This is a genomic window from Pseudomonas sp. 1 (assembly GCF_056626735.1).
Genome location: NZ_JBWXMQ010000029.1, coordinates 17,190 through 32,467 on the forward strand (window position 1 = coordinate 17,190; position 15,278 = coordinate 32,467).

The 15,278-nt window shown below is 61.9% G+C and carries 12 protein-coding genes; 3 read left to right on the forward strand and 9 right to left on the reverse strand.

What is annotated here, in order from left to right:
• Nucleotide 1 precedes the first annotated feature (1 nt).
• From AC1MDC_RS27760 to AC1MDC_RS27780, 5 genes are all read right to left on the reverse strand, one after another.
• The gene (locus AC1MDC_RS27760; protein ID WP_480394120.1) at nucleotides 2-1,873 is read right to left on the reverse strand and encodes an extracellular solute-binding protein; all 1,872 of its coding nucleotides are present in this window, start codon (nucleotides 1,871-1,873) and stop codon (nucleotides 2-4) included.
• An 88-nt stretch (nucleotides 1,874-1,961) separates the two neighbouring features.
• Entirely contained in the window at nucleotides 1,962-4,667 is a 2,706-nt protein-coding gene (locus tag AC1MDC_RS27765) for a TonB-dependent receptor (RefSeq protein ID WP_085703294.1), read from the reverse strand.
• A gap of 207 nt (nucleotides 4,668-4,874) precedes the next feature.
• Nucleotides 4,875-5,276, reverse strand: coding sequence for an ExbD/TolR family protein (locus AC1MDC_RS27770; RefSeq protein WP_007959059.1), 402 nt, complete (start codon nucleotides 5,274-5,276; stop codon nucleotides 4,875-4,877).
• The gene (locus AC1MDC_RS27775; protein ID WP_007959058.1) at nucleotides 5,276-5,980 is read right to left on the reverse strand and encodes a MotA/TolQ/ExbB proton channel family protein; all 705 of its coding nucleotides are present in this window, start codon (nucleotides 5,978-5,980) and stop codon (nucleotides 5,276-5,278) included. Before AC1MDC_RS27775 ends, AC1MDC_RS27770 begins: the two co-directional genes overlap by 1 nt.
• Nucleotides 5,981-6,029: 49 nt before the next feature.
• Nucleotides 6,030-6,848, reverse strand: a complete 819-nt coding sequence (locus tag AC1MDC_RS27780) for an energy transducer TonB (RefSeq protein ID WP_480394121.1) — start codon at nucleotides 6,846-6,848, stop codon at nucleotides 6,030-6,032.
• Nucleotides 6,849-7,927: 1,079 nt separating this feature from the next.
• Between AC1MDC_RS27780 and AC1MDC_RS27785 the strand changes: the two genes are divergently transcribed.
• The gene (locus AC1MDC_RS27785) at nucleotides 7,928-8,551 is read left to right on the forward strand and encodes a glutathione S-transferase (RefSeq protein ID WP_480394122.1); all 624 of its coding nucleotides are present in this window, start codon (nucleotides 7,928-7,930) and stop codon (nucleotides 8,549-8,551) included.
• A 158-nt stretch (nucleotides 8,552-8,709) separates the two neighbouring features.
• Here the strand turns inward: AC1MDC_RS27785 and AC1MDC_RS27790 are convergent, their stop codons facing one another.
• A complete protein-coding gene (locus tag AC1MDC_RS27790) occupies nucleotides 8,710-9,150 on the reverse strand; it encodes a CBS domain-containing protein (RefSeq protein ID WP_085698951.1) in 441 nt (146 codons plus the stop codon).
• A gap of 189 nt (nucleotides 9,151-9,339) precedes the next feature.
• Here AC1MDC_RS27790 and AC1MDC_RS27795 point away from each other — a divergent pair, with 189 nt between their 5' ends.
• The gene (locus tag AC1MDC_RS27795; RefSeq protein ID WP_480394131.1) at nucleotides 9,340-11,700 is read left to right on the forward strand and encodes a DNA polymerase II; all 2,361 of its coding nucleotides are present in this window, start codon (nucleotides 9,340-9,342) and stop codon (nucleotides 11,698-11,700) included.
• Here AC1MDC_RS27795 and AC1MDC_RS27800 read toward each other — a convergent pair.
• From AC1MDC_RS27800 to AC1MDC_RS27810, 3 genes are all read right to left on the reverse strand, one after another.
• On the reverse strand, nucleotides 11,665-12,135 hold the full coding sequence (locus AC1MDC_RS27800) for a DUF1810 domain-containing protein (protein ID WP_480394123.1): 471 nt from the start codon (nucleotides 12,133-12,135) through the stop codon (nucleotides 11,665-11,667). The two genes, AC1MDC_RS27795 and AC1MDC_RS27800, sit on opposite strands and share 36 nt — an antisense overlap.
• A 29-nt stretch (nucleotides 12,136-12,164) precedes the next feature.
• Nucleotides 12,165-12,986, reverse strand: a complete 822-nt coding sequence (locus AC1MDC_RS27805) for an aldo/keto reductase (RefSeq protein WP_480394124.1) — start codon at nucleotides 12,984-12,986, stop codon at nucleotides 12,165-12,167.
• Nucleotides 12,987-13,077: 91 nt separating this feature from the next.
• Nucleotides 13,078-14,226: an aldose epimerase family protein gene (locus AC1MDC_RS27810; protein WP_085703290.1), complete on the reverse strand. Its 1,149-nt coding sequence runs from the start codon at nucleotides 14,224-14,226 to the stop codon at nucleotides 13,078-13,080.
• 246 nt (nucleotides 14,227-14,472) lie between these two features.
• Between AC1MDC_RS27810 and AC1MDC_RS27815 the strand changes: the two genes are divergently transcribed.
• Nucleotides 14,473-15,222: a hypothetical protein gene (locus AC1MDC_RS27815; RefSeq protein ID WP_085686885.1), complete on the forward strand. Its 750-nt coding sequence runs from the start codon at nucleotides 14,473-14,475 to the stop codon at nucleotides 15,220-15,222.
• The last annotated feature ends 56 nt before the right edge of the window (nucleotides 15,223-15,278 follow it).

Here is a 15,278-nt window from a genome sequence, read left to right on the forward strand (position 1 = left end):
GTCACTGGCCCCCCGCGAGGTGGTGCAGGGCACTCATCTGCTGGTTGGTCAGCGGCTTGGCCGAGACCTCCCACCAGGTGTCGAGGCCTTCGCTGTAAATCGGTTGCACCGACGGCCTGCCGAAGCGGTTCTGATACACCGTCGGCGTGCCTTTGGAGTAGTAGTTGGGAATCATGTAGTCACCCCATTGCAGCACCCGGTCGAGGGCGCGGGCGTAACGCACCATGGCGTCGCGGGTATTGGCCTGGACCAGGCCGTCGATCAGCCGGTCTACCGCCGGGTCCGCCAGCACCATCGAATTGGAGCTGCCGACTTGTGTGGCGCTCTGCGAGGCATACAGGCTGTACAGCTCGCGGCCCGGCGAGACGATCGGATCGCCGCTGCGGGGGAAACTGGTGACGATCATGTCGTAATCCCGGGCGTTGAGCCGGTTGATGTACTGCGCCGAATCGATGCGCCGCAGATTCAGGGTGATGCCGATCTGCGCCAGGGTGCGTTTGTAGGGCAGCAGCATGCGGTCGAAGCCGCCCTGGCCGTCGAGGAAGGTGAATTCGAAGGGCTCGCCGGCGGCGTTTACCAGGCGGTTGTTTTTCGGCATCCATCCGGCCTCCGCCAGCAGTTTCAGCGCCTGCAACTGCTTGTCGCGGATGTAGCCGCTGCCATCGGTTTTCGGCGCCTGATAGACCCGGCTGAAAACCTCGTCCGGAATCTGTCCGCGCAGCGGTTCGAGGATCGCCAGTTCGCCAGCGTCGGGCAGGGCGGTGGCGGCCATTTCACTCTTCGGCCAGTAGCTGTTCTGGCGCACGTAGAAGCCGCGCATCATTTGCTTGTTGGTCCACTCGAAATCCCACAGCAGGCTCAGCGCCTTGCGCACCCGGTGATCCTTGAACAACGGGTTCTGCAGGTTGAACACAAACCCCTGGGCGCTGGTCGGTTTGTCCGGGGCGAGAATCGCCTGTTGCAGGCGTCCGTCACGCAGGGCCGGGCTGTCGTAGCCGACCACGTAGCCGGATGAAGAAAACTCGCGGTTGTAGTCGAACGCCCCGGCCTGCAGCAGTTGCCGGGCGACGTCGGTGTCGCCGTAGAAGTTCACGGTCAGGCTGTCGAAGTTGTACATCCCGCGACTGACCGGCAAGTCCTTGCCCCACCAATCCGGATCGCGCTGGAAACCGATGCTGCGCCCCGCATCGACCTTGCTCACCCGGTACGGGCCGCTGCCCAGTGGTGGTTCGAAGCCGCCGCCGTTGGCGAAATCGCGGGTTTTCCACCAGTGCTCGGGCACCGGTCGCAGCGACGCCAGATCCAGCGCCAGGGTGCGGTTGAGGTTGTTCTTGAAGGTGAAGCGAATCTGTCGCGGGCCTTCGATCAGTACGTCCTGCACATCGGCGTATTGCTGGCGATAACTCAGGCTGCCCTTGGTCATCAGCAGCTCGAAGGTGTAGCGCACGTCCTCGGCGGTGATCGGCGTGCCGTCGGCGAAACGCGCCTCGGGATTCAGGTTGAAGCGCACCCACAGACCGCCGGGATCGCGCTCCATGGATTGCGCCACCAGGCCGTAGACGGTGTAGGGCTCGTCCAGCGAACGGAACGCCAGCGGCGAGTACACCCAGTCGTTGACCTGCACCACGGAAATGCCCTGATCGGCATACGGGGTGATGTAGTTGTACTGACCGATCTCCATTGAAGCGCGGCTGAGCGAGCCGCCCTTCGGGGCGTCGGGATTGACGAAGTCGAAGTGCTGGAAACCGGCGGGGTATTTCGGCGCCTCGCCGTACACCGTCATCGCGTAGCTGCCGGCGGCCAGCGCAGATGTCGCGTTGCACAGCAGCGCACTGCCGAGCAGCAGGCCGGCCATGTTGCGCAAAAAGTTCATGAGATCACTCCTCAAACCTCTGAAAGAACAAGGAACCCCTGTGGGAGCTGGCAAGTCGGCTCCCACAGGGTTATGCAGTGCTCGATCCTTAGAAGTGGTACGTCATGCGCGCAAACAGCGTGCGACCCAGCGGATCGGTGTAGCGCGGGTCATAACCGCTCTGGAAGTTGTAGGCCTGGTTGGAGAACGGTGGATCGCGGTCGAACAGGTTCTTCACTCCCGCATCCACGTCCAGCACCTTGTCGAAGGTGTAGCCGGCCGACAGGTCCCACACCGAGTACGACGCGACCCGCGCGTTGGTCTCGCGGTCGTAGTCGTTATAGCCGGTGGTGAAGCGGTTGGTCAGCGCCGCGCGGGCGGCGCCGAAGGTCCAGGAGCCGGTCAGGTTGTGTTTCCAGCGGGCAATCACCCCGTCACCCCGGAAGTCGCCGACCTTGTCGGTGAACGGGCCCTTGATGGTGCTCTGGAAGTCGTACTCGTCGACGTAAGTGCCTTGCAGGCCCAGACCGAACTGACCGTACGGCGTGTTCGGGAAGCGATAGTCCAGCGACACATCGACGCCATTGGTTTCGACGATGCCGAGGTTGGCGTTGCCGGTGACGATGTAGTTGAGCGTGCCGTCGGCGTTGCGCACGAAGCGGTCAGGGTAGCTGCCGGCCTGATCGAACACGGTGGATTCCGGGAACGGCTGGATCTGGTTGGAGATGTGAATCCACCAGAAATCCAGGCCTACGGACAGATTGTTGACCGGCTGATAGACAAAGCCCAGCGTCACGTTGCGAGCTTTCTCGGGTGCCAGGTCTTCGTTGCCGCCGATCTGGTTGAGGAACTGCTGACCGCAATCGCGCCCGCCGTTGCCGCCCGGTTGCACCACGCCGCCGGTACACAGCACCGGGTCGTTGTAGTAGCCCTGGGTGTAGGTGATGCTGCGCGGCGAATACAACTCATACAGCGACGGCGCGCGGAAGCCTTCGCTGTAGGCGCCGCGCACCACCAGTTCCTTGAGCGGCTGATAACGGAACGAATATTTCGGGTTGGTGGTGCTGCCGAAGTCGCTGTATTTGTCGTGACGCACCGCGGCGGACAATTCCAGGCTGTCGAGCACCGGCACGTTGATTTCCGCGTAGGCGGCTTTCACGCTGCGGTCGCCCTCGACACTGCCGGCCGGGTCGATGCCCAGGCTCTGGATGTCGCCGGCAAAGGCTTCGAAATCCTGGTGGAATTTCTCTTTGCGGTACTCGCCGCCCAGCGCCAGACCCGACGGGCCGGCACCGAACCAGTCACCGATCTCGCGGCTGATCCGCCCGTCGAAACCGGCGACCCGACCGACCGCCGTGGAATAGGCGCCGTGGTAAGCGGCCTGATCGATGTATTGCTGACCGGCGCTGGTCTGCGGGCCGAACGGGTTGAGCAGGCCGCTGGCCAGACCGTCGATCATCGCCTGATCGCTGACGTAGCCGCTGGTGACGCTGGAGACGATCTTGTTCTGGTTGTACGAGGCGCCGACGTTGTAGTCCCAGCCGCCGACCAGGCCGTCGAAGCTCAGCAAAAAGCGCTGGCTGGTGTTCTGGTCTTTCGATTCGCGCGGGCCGGCGGCGGTTTCGCGCCAGTTCACGTCCACCGGTTGCGTCGGGTCGAGGGCGAAACCGGTGGGTGCCGGGGTGATGCCGTTGCCAGGGTAGTAGGGCGAGGACGAATCCAGGCTCAGGCCGGTCAATGGTGCAGGTCCCACGGCGGTGGCGTTGTTGTTGCGCGACCAGAAGTATTCGAGGTTGACGTTGTGGTCGTCGGCCAGTTTGCCGGTGGTCTTGCCGAAGAACGAAGTCTTCTCGGTCTCTGGCACCAGGTCGATGTACTCGCGGGTGCTGAAGCGGCAGAGGCCATCGCGGGCCACCAGGTTGGGGCCGTTGCAATTGCTGTTGGCCAGCGGGTTGGTGGCGTTGCCGTTCTGGCTGTAGTTGCCGGGGAACGCGGTGCCGGAGGTCTGGTCCAGGCCACGGCCGGGCACGTAGTCGCGGGCGAACGAACGGTCGTTGGCGTCGAGGTTCTGCTGCTTGTTGTAGTTGAACACGCCGAGCACGTTGAAGCGGTCCTGCTCCAGGTCGCCGTAGCCCCAGCTGGCGCTCATGTCCTTGGTCGCACCGCCGCCGCTGTGGGTCGGGGTTTCGCCGCCGAGGGTGAGCTGGCCGTCGGTCATGGATTTTTTGGTGATGAAGTTGATCACGCCACCGATGGCGTCGGTGCCGTACAGGGCCGAGGCGCCGTCGCGCAACACTTCCACGCGCTCGATCGCGGCAAACGGGATCATGTTCAGATCCACCGCGCCGCCGGCCGAGTTGGTGCCCGACAGGGCGTTGTTGGCCAGCCGGCGACCGTTGAGCAGCACCAGTGTCTTGTTCGCGCCGATGCCGCGCATGTCGGCGAACGAGGCGCCGCCGGTGGCCGAGCCGACCGAGCCAGCGCTGTTGTTGATCGACTGGCTGCCGGTGATGCGCTGCACCAGTTCGGCGGTGGTGGTCACGCCCTGTTTGCGCAGCTCATCGGCCTTGAGCACGGTGATCGGCACCGCCGTTTCCGCGTCGACCCGACGGATCGCCGAACCGGTGACTTCGACCCGTTGCAGTTGCGTGGTCGGTGCGACCACCGCAGCGGCGGCCGGGGCGTTGTTGTCGTCCTCGGCCGCCTGAACCCCGGCGCCCATCCCCATGGCCACCAGGTACAACGGAACGAAACGGTGGCGGGAAATCGTCGCCACCAGAGGTTTGAGCGTGAAGCGTGGAGTGTTCATCAGCATGGTTGTTTCCGACTTTGTTAGACGTTTATCGAAATGGCCTTGTGAGCCCTCTTTGCGCGGAGCACGGTGGTGCCGCGCCGCGAAAACCACTTTCTTCAAGCAAGCCGATCCCCTCCGAAGACGCGCTGCGTTTTTCGGTCGGCCGATTGCGACGGGATTCAACGAGCGGTGCCGGGCGCGTCCCTCACTGCGCGCCCGGCACCGCCGTCAGCGGGTGGTCATCACCGATATCTTGGTGATGCCCGAGCGCTCGATGGACGCCATGGCTTTGGCCACCTGGCCGTAATTCACGGCGGAGTCGGCCTGCAGCTGCACGCGCACTTCGGCGTCCTTGGCCTTGACCTCCTTGAGGCTGGCCTCCAGTGATTCCGGCGCCAGCTCGGTCTTGGCCAGGAAGAACTTGCCGTCCTGATCCACGCTGACCACCACCGGATCTTTCTTTTCGGCGGGGGCGACGGCGTCGGTTTTCGGCAGGTTGACCTTGATCGCGTTGGTCATCAGCGGAGCGGTGACGATGAACACCACCAGCAGCACGAGCATCACGTCCACCAGCGGCGTGACGTTCATTTCGCTGAGCACTTCATCGCTGTCTTGAGTGGAAAAGGACATCAGCTGGCCTCCCGCACGGCGGCCGTGGATTTGGCGATTGCCTGGCGGCTGATGGAAAACGCGCTGCGCGAGGCGAGGGCGTCGAAGTCGTGGGCGAAGTCATCCATGTCTGCCGAGGCCAGCTTCAGGCGTCGCAGGAAGAAGTTGTAAATCAGCACCGCCGGCACCGCGACGGCAATCCCCACACCGGTGGCGATCAGCGCGTGGCCGATGGGCCCGGCCACGGTTTCCAGACTGGCCGAACCGCTGGCGCCGATGCTTTGCAGGGCTTCCATGATTCCCCACACGGTGCCGAACAGGCCAATGAACGGCGCGGTGCTGCCGATACTGGCGAGGATCGCCTGGCCGTTTTCCAGCGAGCGGCGTTCCTTCTGGATCTGTTGGCGCAGATTGCGTTCCAGTCGGTCGGAACGGTTGATGGTGTGCGCCAGTTGCTGGGTGGTGCGCGGGGATTCTTCTACCAGCAGGGCTTCGAACCCGCTGCTGGCGATCCGCGCGAGCGAGCCCGGATATTGGCTGGCGTGTTCGGCGGCGGTGAGCAAATCCGGCGCGCCCCAGAAGGCTTTGCTGAACTGCCGGTTCTGGGTTTTCTGGCGCAGGTATTGCGCCGACTTGACCAGCAGGATCGCCCAGCTGACCACGGAAAACAGCACCAGCCCCCATAGCACGCCGGGGACAATCATCGAAGACAGAGAATCGTTCATGGCTACACCTCGCTTGCGTTAATCGGTTGTGAGTTCGGTTGTCGCGCCGTCATTGCGGCAATTTGAAATCGATGGTCTGGGTGGCGAAGCCGTCGATCGGTGTGTCGCCGCGTTTGGCCGGAATGAACTTCCAGGCCTTCACCGCCGCGACCGCCGCGTCATCCAGTTGCGGCTTGCCGCTGGACTTGGTCACCGTCACCGAGCCTGCGCGACCGTTCGCCAGCACCTGAATCCGCAGCACCACGCTGCCTTCCCAGTTGCGCCGCAGGGCCAGCGACGGGTATTCCGGCGGCGGGTTGCCGAGGCTGGCGAGGCCGGATATCGCCGCCGTCTCTTTCACCGGGCCCGGTGCCGCCGCAGGTGCCGGTGGCGCGATCGGAGTGGCCGGGGCGGCAGGCGCAGCCGGTTGTGCAGGGGCGGGCGGCGCTTTCGGCGGCTCGACCTTTTTCACCGGTTTGGGTTTCTCGACCGGTTTCGGTTTTTCGACCGGCTTGGGTTTCTCCACCGGTTTGGGCGGCGGCTTGACCGCGTCCTCGTCTTCCACCGGTTGTTCCGGCTCGGGCGGGGGCGGTGGTGGGGGCGGCGGCTCCGGTGTCGGCGGGGCCGGAGGTGTCGGGCTGGTCAGCTCGACGGTCATTTCCGGAATTTCCGGTGGCGTGGGCAGCGGCTCGGCCCTGGCCTGCTGGAAAAACCACCAGGCGCCGCCGTGTATCAACGCCGACACCGCTACCAGCAACAGCATCTGCTGTTTGTTCAGGCCGCCGGGCTGTGAAGTGTTGGCCTGATAGACGGGCCGATCCGCCACCGACGCAAGCGCTGCGTTCGGTAATGGCCCCGGCGGCGTTCTGTGCTTTACCGCATCGTTCATTAAAGCTCCCTCGGGTGGATGAAGGGCAATAAGGTGCCGTTCGAACAACACAGGGTTGTTCGAGTGAGTGGTCGCAACTTTCATACAGGTGTGCAGAAGCCGATAGTTGAACTATCTATTGAACAGGGCTTGTGCAGCTTGTTGCTTCAGTAATGCCGACTTCGATGGTTCATTGATCCGGTCCGTGGCTGTTCTTTTATAAGTGAGTGTGCAATTGAGTGGCGAACATCATTCTTGCCCTCATGGTTGATGCAATAGCAACCGCTGTGCCAAAGAGTGACCGATTGTGTAGCGGTTATTTTACGGATGATACCTGTGTCGCATTTATATAAGTTTCATTGAGTGCGCCGGTTTTCATGGGCGCATAACCTCCCGACGGCCCGGTTTGCAGGGCTTTTTTCGGGGCGAGACAGGCTTGGCGCGGTATCGCGCTGTTCAGCGAGATAGAGCGGCTGTTCTCGTGTCGGCCAGGACGCTTGATGGTGCGTGGCGGACTGATTTGGTGCGGGTCAGTGTTTTAGCGGGTCACAGGCGGTATTCCTTGTTCTTGTCTAAATAAAGTAAGGCTCGGGGTAATGATTGAAAGTGCAGTTTTGGTGCGCTTTGAACATTAAAGCCGAACGATGAAAGTTGTATCGATGTGCTGTCTGGAAGTTATTGTCGAACAATGTGTTGTTGCATTCATTAATGCAGCGCGCACGCAATGACTTCTTGCGTACTATTTAAAAAATAAATAGTGCAGGCGTTCAGGTAATAAAAGGAATGCACGGACTGTTCGCAGGACGAACACGGCGCAGGTACACGGGGACGCAGAGAAGAGTGTGGCGCAGCAGATGAAGATTCACGCGGTGAACTCCTTGTTGCCAGCTCGGATACGCGAACTTTTGGTTCGGTATCGCACCTTACAAGAACGCGGATAGCGTTCGCTGATTGCTCTTGGTGCGGGATGGGCACCGCCAGCGCTGTTTTGCGAGATCAGGGATTCGCAAGCTGCCGATCAATGCGCAATCCGTGCCAAATTCGATACAACAGCTATAAATAGGCCCAGGCAGGATGCCTTTCGCAGTGGAGGAGGGGTTATGTATCAGCTCTACGGACATCGCAATTCAGGGGCGGCGGCCATCGAGGCGGCGCTCGAGCTGTGCCAGGTGGCTTACCGCTTCATCGATATCGAGGCCAGCGCGGAAGCGGCGCAGGAGCTGGCGCGGCTCAACCCGCTCAAACAGATCCCGACCCTGCAACTGCCGGACGGCAGTGTCATCACCGAAAGTGCGGCAATCCTGATTCATCTGGGGTTGAGTTTCCCGCAATCCGGTCTGCTGCCCGCCACAGGCGCTGATCGGGATCAGGCGATTCGCGGTTTGGTGTACATCGTCAGCAATTGTTACGCGGCCATCGGCGTCATTGATTACCCCGAGCGCTGGCTGGTGATGCCGGACGAGGCCTCGCGGCAGAATCTGATGGCGGGTGCGCGGGAGCGACTGCACTGGACCTGGGAGGTGTTTGCCGACCAGTTCTCCGCCGAGCTGTACCTGGACGATGAAACGCCAGGGGCGCTGGATGTGCTGGCAGCGGTGGTCACGCGCTGGGCCGGTGCCCGCGAACACCTGCGCCAGGCCCGCCCCGGTTTCCATGCGTGGCTGCAGCGCATCGACCGGCACCCGGTACTGGCGCCGGTCTTTGCGCGGCATTGGCCCGCTTAAGAAATCGAATCAGATGATGATCGTTCCCACGCTCTGCGTGGGAATGCAGCCCGGGACGCTCCGCGTCCCAAAGCGTGACGCAGAGCGTCACAAGAGGCATTCCCACGCGGAGCGTGGGAACGAACATCAGGAGCGTGGGAACGATCAGGGTGGCGGCATCACTCGCCGCGAATGTACTGCTCCAGCTGTTTGATCAGCTCGGCCTGTTCGGCGATCGCTTCCTTGACCAGGTCGCCGATCGACAGCAGGCCGATCAGTTTGCCGTCCTCCACCACGGGCAAGTGACGCAGGCGTTTGTCGGACATGATGCCCAGGCAGGTGTCGACGGTCTGGTGAGTGTCCACCGTGATCACGTTCGCCACCATGATGTCGCGCACCGGCGTGCCCACCGACGAGCGCCCGTGCAGCACCAGTTTGCGCGCGTAGTCGCGCTCGCTGATGATACCCACCACTTTTTCGTCTTCCACCACGAGCAAGGCGCCGACGTTCTTCTCGGCCATTTTCATCAGCGCTTCGAGCACCATGTGATCGGGCTTGATCTGGTGCACTTCCTGATTTTTCTGATCTTTGAGCTTGAGCAGTTGGGCGACGGTTTTCATGGCGGTTACTCAGGTGTTGTCGTTGTTCTTCAAGCATCGTAGACCGTGGCGCACAGAGCAAGGTCGCAAAACGGCAGATAACACGCAAAAAACGTCATTTGACCGGGTTTTTCATGGCGAGGCCTTTGTCACCGGTTACGGCAATGCCGCGTAGAATGCCCGTCTGAATCAATTCTTGAGGTCGCAGTGGTGGATTTACAGCAGGGTTTTGTCCTGACCCGGCATTGGCGCGACACCCCGGCCGGCACTGAAGTCGAGTTCTGGCTGGCGACTGACGCCGGCCCGCGCCGTGTGCGTCTTGCGCATCAGTCGTCGGTGGCGTTCATCCCGGCGGCGCAGCGTGAGCAGGCCGAGCGGGTGCTGGCGGACGAAAAGAACGTCGAACTGCGCCCCCTCGCTTTGCAGGATTTCGAGCATCGCCCGGTGCTTGGGCTGTATTGCCAGCAGCACGGTCAGTTGATGCGCCTGGAGACCGCGCTCAACCGCCACGGTATCGACGTCTACGAAGCCGATGTGCGACCGCCCGAGCGTTACCTGATGGAGCGTTTCATCACCGCGCCGGTGTGGTTCGGCGGCACGCCCGATGCCGACGGTATGTTGCTCGACGCCCACCTCAAGCCTGCGCCCGACTATCGTCCGCAATTGCGCCTGGTCTCGCTGGACATCGAAACCACCGAGCAGGGCGAGTTGTATTCCATCGCGCTGGAGGGCTGCGGTGAACGCCAGGTGTACATGCTCGGCGCACCGAACGGCGATGACAGCATCGTCGATTTCGACCTTGAGTATTGCGAATCGCGCACCCTGATCCTCAAGAAACTCAACGACTGGTTCGCCCGTCACGACCCCGACGCGATCATCGGCTGGAACCTCGTGCAGTTCGACTTGCGCATTCTCCATGAACACGCCCGACGCCTCGGTGTGCCGCTCAAGCTCGGGCGCGACGGTGAGGAAATGCAGTGGCGCGAACACGGCAGCCGTAATCATTACTTCGCAGCGGCGGCGGGGCGGTTGATCATCGATGGCATCGAATCCCTGCGTTCGGCGACCTGGAGTTTCCCCTCGTTCAGCCTGGAAAACGTCGCCCAGACTCTGCTCGGCGAGGGCAAGTCGATCGACAACCCGTACCAGCGCATGGACGAGATCAACCGCATGTTCGCCGAGGACAAACCGGCGCTGGCCAAGTACAACCTCAAGGACTGTGAACTGGTCACGCGGATATTTGCCAGGACCGAGCTGCTGAAGTTTTTGCTCGAGCGCGCGAGCGTCACCGGTTTGCCGGCGGATCGCAGCGGCGGCTCGGTGGCAGCGTTCACGCACTTGTATATGCCGTTGATGCACCGTCAGGGTTTTGTGGCGCCGAACCTTGGTACCAATCCGCCGCAGGCCAGCCCCGGCGGATTTGTCATGGACTCGCAACCGGGGCTGTACGAATCGGTGCTGGTGCTCGACTACAAGAGCCTTTATCCGTCGATCATCCGCACCTTTCTGATTGACCCGGTGGGCTTGATCGAAGGCTTGCAGCATCCGGATGACGCCGATTCGGTGCCGGGTTTTCGCGGTGCGCGGTTCTCTCGCACCCGGCATTGCCTGCCGTCCATCGTCGCCCGGGTCGCCGAGGGCCGCGAGACCGCCAAACGCGAGCACAACGCGCCGTTGTCCCAGGCGCTGAAGATCATCATGAACGCCTTCTACGGCGTGCTCGGCTCCAGCGGTTGCCGGTTTTTCGATACGCGACTGGCGTCCTCGATCACCCTGCGCGGCCACGAAATCATGCTGCGTACCCGGCAGTTGATCGAGGCGCAGGGCCACGCGGTGATTTATGGCGATACCGATTCGACCTTCGTCTGGCTGCGTCGCCCCCACGGTCAGGAAGAGGCGGCGAACATTGGCCGGGCGCTGGTGCAGCACGTCAACGACTGGTGGCGCGAGCATGTGCGTGAGCAGTACGGGCTGGAAAGCGCCCTCGAATTGCAGTTCGAAACCCACTACAAACGGTTCCTGATGCCGACCATTCGTGGCGCGGAAGAGGGCAGCAAAAAGCGTTACGCCGGCCTGGTGACCCGCGCCGACGGCAGTGAGGAAATGGTCTACAAAGGCCTGGAGACCGTGCGCACCGACTGGTCGCTGCTGGCCCGGCAGTTTCAGCAGGAGCTTTACGAGCGGATTTTCCAGCGCAGGCCGTATCAGGATTACGTGCGCGAGTACGTGCGCAAGACCCTGGCCGGTGAGTTCGACGAGCGACTGGTCTACCGCAAGCGCCTGCGCCGCACCCTCGACGACTACGAACGCAACGTACCGCCGCATGTTCGTGCCGCGCGGCTGGCCGACGATTACAACGCGCAACACGGTCGCCCACGGCAATACCAGAACGGTGGCTGGATCAGCTACGTCATCACCCTGGCCGGCCCCGAGCCGCTGGAAGTGCGCCGCGCGGCCATCGACTACGACCACTACATCACCCGCCAGCTGCAACCGGTGGCGGATGCGATCCTGCCGTTTGTCGACGACGATTTCTCAACCCTGATCGGCGGGCAACTGGGCCTGTTTTGAGTCCAGCAGTTGCAGGGTCCATTCGTCCTGGATGCCGTGGAAATAACGCTCGAGCGCCTGATGCCAGAGACTGTCGTCGTCCGCGAACTGGGCGAACAACGTCATCGATGAGTGGAATTTCAGATCGTCCGGGTGGCCGAAGATGTCGGCAATCGAGCGTTGCTGCACATTCAGTACAAGCTGCGTGCAGGTCCGCAGCCGGGCGCCGAGCAGTTCATGAGCCAGATAGGCTCGGGCTTCCCCGGCGGAGCTGATGGCGAACCGCCGCGACATCTCGCTGCCCCCGAGCCCGGCGAACTGCGGGAACACGAACCACATCCAGTGGCTGCGTTTGCGGCCCTCGTCGAGCTCGCGCTGGACCCGTTCGAACACCGGGTCCTGGGCGAGCACGAAGCGTTGCAGGTTGAATGGATCGTCCTGATCAGTGCTTCTCATGGCGAAGCCCTCTGTCAGTCGGCGGTGGCTCAGACCATGGCCAGCCGCTGCTTGCGTTGTGGCGCGTGAAACGCCTGGTCCAGCGCCGCCAGATCCCCTGCATCAAGTTGCAGCTGCGCCGCCTGTGCATTGAGCTGCACGTGTTCCGGGCGCACGGCCTTGGGAATCGCAATCACGCCATCCTGACGCAGAATCCACGCCAGCGAAACCTGTGCCGGGGTCACGCCGTGACGAGTGGCAATCTGTTTCAGCACCGGCTCGGCCAGCATCGCACCGCCCTGGCCGATCGGGCAGTACGCCATCAACGGCATGCGCGCTTGCTGGCACCACGGCAGCAGGTCGAATTCGATGCCGCGTTCCTCCAGGTTGTACAGCACCTGATTGGTGGCACAGACCGAACTCGACAGTTCCTCAAGATCGTCGACATCTAAGTTCGAGACGCCCCAACGGCCGATCTTGCCGTCTTCGCGCAAACGCTCGAAGGCCTCGACGGTTTCGTCCAGCGGATACTGGCCGCGCCAATGCAGCAGATAGAGATCGATGTAATCGGTGTCGAGCCGGCGCAGACTGCGCTCGCAGGCCTGGGGAATGCCTTTGCGGCTGGCGTTGTGCGGGTAGACCTTGCTCACCAGGAACACTTGATCGCGCAGGCCGGCAATGGCCTCGCCGACCACGCTTTCGGCACCGCCCTCGGCGTACATTTCGGCGGTGTCGATCAGGGTCATGCCCAGTTCGATACCGCTGCGCAGGGCGGCCACTTCACGCTTGTGCGCCGAGCGGTCTTCGCCCATGCGCCAGGTGCCCTGGCCAATCACCGGAACCTGCACGCCAGCCAATTCGAGGGTACGCATTCAAACCTCCTTTCTGAAACGGTCGATACCTTGAGTGGGCAGCAGGATAGCCCACGGGTTCCGTCCGGTTCCAGAAAGGAGGCGGGAGTGGTTACCTGGCGGAGAACTTCAACACCACGCTTTGGGTATAGGTCTGGCCGGGATCGAGGCGGGTACTCGGGAAGTTCGGCTGGTTCGGCGAATCCGGGTAGTGCTGGGTTTCCAGGGTGAACGCACCCCAGTGCGGATAGACCTTGCCACCCTTGCCCTTGACCGTGCCGTCGAGGAAGTTGCTGGTGTAGAACTGCACGCCAGGTTCGGTGGTGAACAGTTGCAAGTGGCGGCCCGATTGCGGGTCGCTGACTTCGGCGGCGAGTTTGCTGACGTCACCCTTGGTGTCCAGCGCCCAGTTGAAATCGAAGCCACCCTGTTTCTCTTCGGCGAATTTCAGTTGCGGATGATCGGCCTTGATGTGCTGGCCGATGGCGGTGGGTTTGGTGAAGTCCATCGGCGTGCCGGCCACGGGGGCCAGTTCGCCGGTCGGGATCAGTTTGGCGGTGACCGGGGTATAATGGCTGGCGTGCAGGGTGGCGACTTGCTTGAGGATGTCGCCATTGCCGGCGCCGGCGAGGTTGAAGTAGCTGTGGTTGGTCAGGTTGAGCACCGTGGGTTTGTCGGTGCTGGCCTTGTAGTCGATGCGCAGCTCGTTGGAGTCGGTGAGGCGGTAGGTCACTTCGGTGGTGAGATTGCCGGGGAACCCCATTTCACCATCCGCCGACAGGTAGGTCAGGGTCACGCCCACCGAATCCTTGTCTTTGGTTTGCGTTGCCTTCCAGACCTTTTTGTCGAAACCCTGAGTGCCGCCGTGCAAGGCGTTGGTCTTGTCGTTCTGTGGCACTTGATAGCGTTTGCCGTCGAGTTCGAAGGCACCATCGGCAAGACGATTGCCGAAGCGGCCGATGGTGGCGCCGAAGTACGCGGTGCCTTTCTGGTAACCCTGCACATCGTCGAAGCCGAGGACGATGTCGTCGAGCTTGCCGTGTTTGTCCGGCACTTGCAGCGCCTGCAAGGTGGCGCCGTAGGTGATGACCGTGGCCTGCATGCCGTGGCTGTTGCGCAGGATGTATTGCTCGACGGGCGTGCCGTCATTGGTCTTGCCGAAGGCTTTGTGTTCGCTGGACAGGCCGGCGGCCTGGGCGGAGAGAGTGGCGATCATCAGGGACAGTCCGAGGCCGCAAAGTGAGTGTCGGGATTGAAGCATGGTTGACCTTCCTTTTTGTTGTTGTTTTAAAAATCTCTAAATAGTCATGCTAATTGATGTTCGAGTGAAGATTTATAGCGGATTAAACGGTTAATGCAAAAATAAAGTCGGACTAAATTCCTTGGGCAGTGTGAACCGAAGATCGGGAATCCACGCCGGCACTGCACTTTTGCGAAATCCCCGGCTCTATCCATGGCCAGGGTGCGGTGACTTCCGCCGCACAGGAACGTGTCCGTCAAAGAATTCATGCCGAGAGTTTTGCACCCCATCGCTGCATTCATTCATCGCCCGTGCCTGCTGCTGGCCTGCCTGTCGACGCTGTTGCTCGGCGGTTGCAGCCATCAGGACGGCAACAACTTCATCACCCAGATGCGCGAGGGCAGGCCGCAGGAGTTTCTTCAGACCAGCGTCGATCGCATGGCCACGCTGGCGATGCGCGACAACCTCGACAGCCTCTATCGCTTGATGGGCAAGTTGTACCTGCGCAACCCGGACGAGTTGCGCAAATCCGGTTTTCTCGACATTCGTACCGCGGTCAAACAAGTGCGGCTGGCCGTCGAACAGCAACAACCGTTGCCGACCCTCGGCGGCAAAAAAGACCTGGCCGCGCTGAGCTATGCCATGAGCCCTGAATTTCTCGGCGACCGGGTCGGCGCGTTCATCTATGCGATCGGCAGCATGCTGGTCACCGCCCACGGCAACCGCACCGAGTTCTACATGACCGATGCGATCAACCCGACCTTCGTCAACAACGCCGCGCGCAACATCGAGAAAGCCACGTGGATCCTCGCCCAGCGGCAGAACAAGGAAGGCCAGCCGCTGCTGTTCTCCAACGAGATTTCCGAGGAGGGCAGCAATCTGAGCTTCGCCACGGAGTTCGGCAAAATCGTGGCGCGTCTGGATCTGCTGACCCAGATGCTCGACGAGCGCTACCGGCGCATCGGCCTGAATTACGCCCAGAGCCTGCTGTTTTTGAATTTCTTGCCCGTGCAGTGAGCTTGGTCGGGTAGAGTGGCGGACGATTGTTTTTGTATACAATTTTCTGTCCGATT